The following is a 4,573-nucleotide window of genomic DNA, read 5'->3' on the forward strand; positions in this document are numbered from 1 at the left end:
ATTTTCACAATTACTTTTTCTTCATTTTGAAGCGTATATGCTTTAACTATCCCATAGTAATCAGCTTCTTTCCCTTTGATTCCATCAGAGTGGAAATTATCTTTTCTAACATCCTGCCCACTAGTTATGCTTTTTCCAGCATGATTATAACCTCCATCAGCAGTTATAAATGCGTGGTCCAATACATCGCCACCTTCTTCATTCTCTAAATTTTCTACACAATTACGTAAGTTCTTTTTCTTTAAATCAGATAATTTTCCAAGTTTACGTATGGCGATTTGTATTTTCTCAATAGCTTTTTCTGTTTCTTGTCGAGGAAAGATTTCATTCAAATCTCCACCAATGATTAAATGCTCATTCTTTAAATCAAAAGCTATGAAGTCATAAGCATTCATTGAGTATTGAATAACTTTAATCAAATCAATAATTTCTTCATTTTCAACAGATTTTATTTTTGAAATCTCACCTTGTATTCTAATGTTATCTCTACGATTTCTTGCATTTTTTAAGTAGATAACTTTGAAGTCATTATCCTCAACAATTAAGCTTGTTTCAATTAAATCATGAGTGAGTTCATCAAGATTGAAAGATGTATTGTTTTCACCTAACAGAAAAAATTCATTTGGTTGCTGTAATAGGGAAAAAATCTTGTTCAGCTCTACTTTTGGAAGAGCATAAAAATAAGCTCTTTTATTTGTAAACTTTATGTGATCAGACAATTGCTTATCTATAACTTGCTGTACTTGAGTAAGTTGCTTTTTAACGTCGCCCGAATCTAAATTTTTTATCTTAGCATTCAGAGCTTTAAAAGTATTGGAGTTGCTAAAACCTATATTAGTAAACTTAGTGTTTAGTTCACCACATAATGCTCCCCGACGTTTTAGAAGATCAATTTTAAATAGAATATCTTTCTTTAAAGCATTAATCTCATCTTGATGGTTTGTTTTTTCGTTCATCAATTATCTCTAATATAAAAGTGTATTTTTTAATCAATCAAGTTTTTATGGGTATTAAGTACTATGTTTTCAATACCTTTTTCCAATTAATTTTAAACTTATTAATACAGCTATAGTCATCATAGACTATAGCTAAATTGTTCTATTGTTATGGTATTTACTAGGTACTAGGTAAGTGGGTATTTATTTGGGAGACAGATCTGACTCTAACTTATAGACATATTTGTCTTTAGCCTATAGAACTATATGTCTATAGTTTTTTATTTCATATATATGATTTTAGTGATAAATTTTATCAAAAATATGACTTGGTATCAAAAATGGCAGTTGAAAAAAGTACCATCCACAGAACACAAAAGAAATGGAGCAAAGAAATACTTGATGAAGGGTTCTGTATTGTCCCTTCAATTCTCTTACGTGCACAAAAGCGTATAGGGGTTAACCCATCTCAGTTAATTCTATTAATACAACTACTTGATTATTGGTGGGATGCTGGAAACAAACCTTTCCCTAGCAAAAAAGATTTAGGAAATCGAGTCGGCTTGGGGGCGAGACAAGTACAGCGCTATTTAGCAGACTTAGAAGCAGCTGGTTTAATAAAAAGAGAAGCAAGAGTCGTTGCAGGAAAAGGACGAACTACGAATAAATATGATTTATCTGGGTTGGTCGAAAAATTAAACGAATTAGCTCCTGAGTTCAAAGAAACTCGTGAACTTAAAAAAGCAGTGGAAAGAAGAGGAGGCGATGATCGCCTAAAACTAGAAAGCAAAAACCCCACTATATAGCGGGGTTTAGCTCATTTTTGATAATAGAGTCGCCTCTAAATTGAGACTCTCTATATCTTTCTCACTACATTCTAAGAGAATTAGGAAAATTTGCAAGTGTCATATTCAATTCCTTCAATCAGATTTGCATCGTACGAAAGCTTTTTTAATGTTCCAAATAACGCATTTGCATTGAATGGAGCTTATAGTTGGTGCCGCCTAATATCATCACAATTATTTTTAATGATTGGTGATTTTGAAGTCATGCTTCGGAGTCATCTACATGTTTGTTTATCTAAAAAATATGTGCAGCTAACAAGTAATAGTGAATATTGGTTCATTGATTATGAGGTTTTATCTAATATTTATAATCAATATCAGGATTTACCTCGTAAACCAAGCAAGACTCAACTAAAAACATTAAAAAATTCTGTAAGGTTCTCATCTCCATTTCAGCTATCACCAGACTGTCAAAGTATGGTTATTAATGCTGTTTTGGATTTATTAAAAAAGAATCGGAGACATTTCCCATTACCTGATGACATTGTGGCTAATTTGAGCTTTGGCTTTTGGGTAAGTTTAATGAATGGTTTGAAACATCCATATCATGCCAATAGTTTGAGTAGTGTTTTGCGTGAAATTTTTCCTAATTTTCAGGGAAACTTCAATATAAACCTTTTAAATGAGCAGGTTGATACATTATTCAGGCTAAAAAACATCCGTAATAGAATCAGTCATCAAGATAGTATTTTAAAAACGCCTGAGTCGAAATATCCTAAGCGTGAGTTTATTCCAAGAACACCTCAACATTTGATTATCAGCTTACGCCGGTTGATGGAGTTACTTGGATTATTTTTAGTTAATATTAATCCAGTTTTTTTGTCTGATGTGAAAAAAACACAATATTGGATGCTTCTTAATACCTTATTAGATATAAATATTTTAGAAGTTTTGAAAATTTCTGGCGGTGATACTAGTTCGTATTTATTACCAATTTTATTAAGTCAATTTAATGCGAAGCATAATTCATCAATTCATCAATTCATCAATTCATCTTCAAGTTTAAGTAGTTTTTCTAAAATTAACATAATACCGCTTATACGAAATTCTTATATTAATTGTTAATTTTCAATTATATAGTGAAGACTTGATAGCCCATTCTACCTCGATTGGGCTTTTTTTGTGATCTTTCACGTTCCACGCTCATTCCTTAACCATTGTTCCACGTTTTTGATTAGCCACTGTGAACAATCATCCTACCCATAAGGCTTGAAAAATCGGCTCCAGAAGCCCCTTTGCTCTTGTTCTGGTTCGACCTGTTCCGGCACTGGGTAACGTTTCGGTTGTTCTGGTGTAGTAACCTCACCATTGCTTGTCGCTGGCTCGGGTTCTGGATTTGTTGGAGAGGCAGTTGGTTGCGCTGGGTTTTGATCGGTAAACGTAGTTATATTGGATGGTGCAGGCTTCATTTCAATCAGGGTAAGAAGCGTATCGATACGTGCATTGGCTTTGGCTTCACGGTCTTCTGCTTTTTCTAATTGTTTCTTTAAAAAATCGATCTGATTTCTCAATTCTACAACTGTTTTATCTGTGTATTCAGGTGTATTCAAAGTTTGTATCGGAGACGTATCGATACGTTTTGTTTGTTTTGTATGAAATGGCTCTCCATACACACGCAGCAATTCGGAAAAATCGATGAGACCATCATGATCTCTACTTAAGATACCGTTTTTTATATCTTTATATAATGTGGCTCGTGACTTTTTATAAAGTGTTGCAGCATCACTAACACTGTATTTTGTGACTGTATTCATGTGTATTGCTGTGTATTCTGAAAACGTATCGGAGAATACAATAGGTGTATTCTCCGATACACTCAAGGTTTAAAACCAAGGTTTTTTAAATGAGGTATAAATAGTTTTTGCTGCACTGGATCACGGAGCATTTCTTTGATTTTGGATGCTAAAACTTCATAGCTTTCATTGCCAAATGCAAGATGAGAAAATTCAGAAAGCTGAGAAAGTTGATTACCAAACATATTGATTTGTGGATCTGTGAGTTTATAAAACTTATCTGTAGAGAGACCTTGATCAAGTTGAGCAATTTTTTTGGTCTTTTCTTTGAATGAAAAACAAATATGAGTAACTTTTCGACCAGTTTTCTTTTGCTCATATTTGACTTCTAACGGACTGTATTCATTAATTTGATCTACAGCCGTATCAATTACCCACCTTTTTAAATCAGCGAACAAAGGATATCTTTTGCCGAGTTCTAACATTGTCCGTAAACTCTCAACAGAGATCTCACGTTTTCCTATAGATCGATATTGGCTTAATAACTCGTAGATACGTATAGCATATGCACTACTCATACCTGCTATATCCGATAAGGAATACTTCGTAAACTCACGACTTAAATTAGAGATGAACGGTAAAATTTCTTTAGAAAATCTAAGTCCAACAACGCTTTTACTTTCTAGAAATCTTATAGATTGAACCCATCTCATTTTTATTGATTCGTCATCTATAGCTAGGTTTATCGACCTATCATATAAACGATTAACCCCATCTTTTAGATCTCTATAAGCTGTTTTTTCATGAATACCTAGACTTTTTAAATCATCAACGGTAACTCGATAAATTTCATCATCTGTAATTTCTGCATCTCTACTAATTTTACTGATAGCTGCTAGAACAATACGTTGTTCCGTTGAGCTTAATTGGTATGAAGCTTCAATTACTTGATTTGATTTAACGATTAACTCTTTTTTAGATAAGCCCATTTTTATACTTTTTTAACTAATTATGAGTAATATAATATTCTCATAGTTAGTAGTCAATCCCTCATAGTTAA

General features: G+C 32.9%; 5 protein-coding genes. 2 read left to right on the top strand and 3 right to left on the bottom strand.

What is annotated here, in order from left to right:
• Positions 1–956, bottom strand: a 956-nt coding sequence (locus tag F975_RS00825; protein ID WP_004749414.1) for a hypothetical protein, incomplete at its 3' end; no start/stop codon positions are given.
• A 320-nt stretch (positions 957–1,276) separates the two neighbouring features.
• Between F975_RS00825 and F975_RS00830 the strand changes: the two genes are divergently transcribed.
• Positions 1,277–1,741: a helix-turn-helix domain-containing protein gene (locus F975_RS00830; RefSeq protein ID WP_004749415.1), complete on the top strand. Its 465-nt coding sequence runs from the start codon at positions 1,277–1,279 to the stop codon at positions 1,739–1,741.
• 96 nt (positions 1,742–1,837) lie between these two features.
• Positions 1,838–2,845, top strand: a complete 1,008-nt coding sequence (locus F975_RS00835; RefSeq protein WP_004749416.1) for an Abi family protein — start codon at positions 1,838–1,840, stop codon at positions 2,843–2,845.
• Positions 2,846–2,976: 131 nt separating this feature from the next.
• Here F975_RS00835 and F975_RS00840 read toward each other — a convergent pair whose 3' ends face one another.
• Together F975_RS00840 and repM are read right to left on the bottom strand one after the other, a co-directional pair.
• Positions 2,977–3,534 carry a plasmid replication DNA-binding protein gene (locus F975_RS00840; RefSeq protein ID WP_004749417.1) on the bottom strand — a complete coding sequence of 186 codons (558 nt, stop codon included), beginning with the start codon at positions 3,532–3,534 and terminating at the stop codon, positions 2,977–2,979.
• 62 nt (positions 3,535–3,596) lie between these two features.
• The gene (gene repM / locus F975_RS00845; RefSeq protein WP_004749418.1) at positions 3,597–4,502 is read right to left on the bottom strand and encodes a replication initiation protein RepM; all 906 of its coding nucleotides are present in this window, start codon (positions 4,500–4,502) and stop codon (positions 3,597–3,599) included.
• Positions 4,503–4,573: the final 71 nt, after the last annotated feature.

The organism is Acinetobacter brisouisimilis (assembly GCF_000368265.1).
In the GTDB taxonomy this organism is placed as follows: domain Bacteria; phylum Pseudomonadota; class Gammaproteobacteria; order Pseudomonadales; family Moraxellaceae; genus Acinetobacter.

Excerpts from the sequence above, each read along its gene's own strand:
- F975_RS00830 (WP_004749415.1), top strand. The coding sequence starts at position 1,277 with ATGGCAGTTGAAAAAAGTACCATCCACAGAACACAAAAGAAATGGAGC.
- F975_RS00840 (WP_004749417.1), bottom strand. The coding sequence starts at position 3,534 with ATGAATACAGTCACAAAATACAGTGTTAGTGATGCTGCAACACTTTAT.
- repM (WP_004749418.1), bottom strand. The coding sequence starts at position 4,502 with ATGGGCTTATCTAAAAAAGAGTTAATCGTTAAATCAAATCAAGTAATT.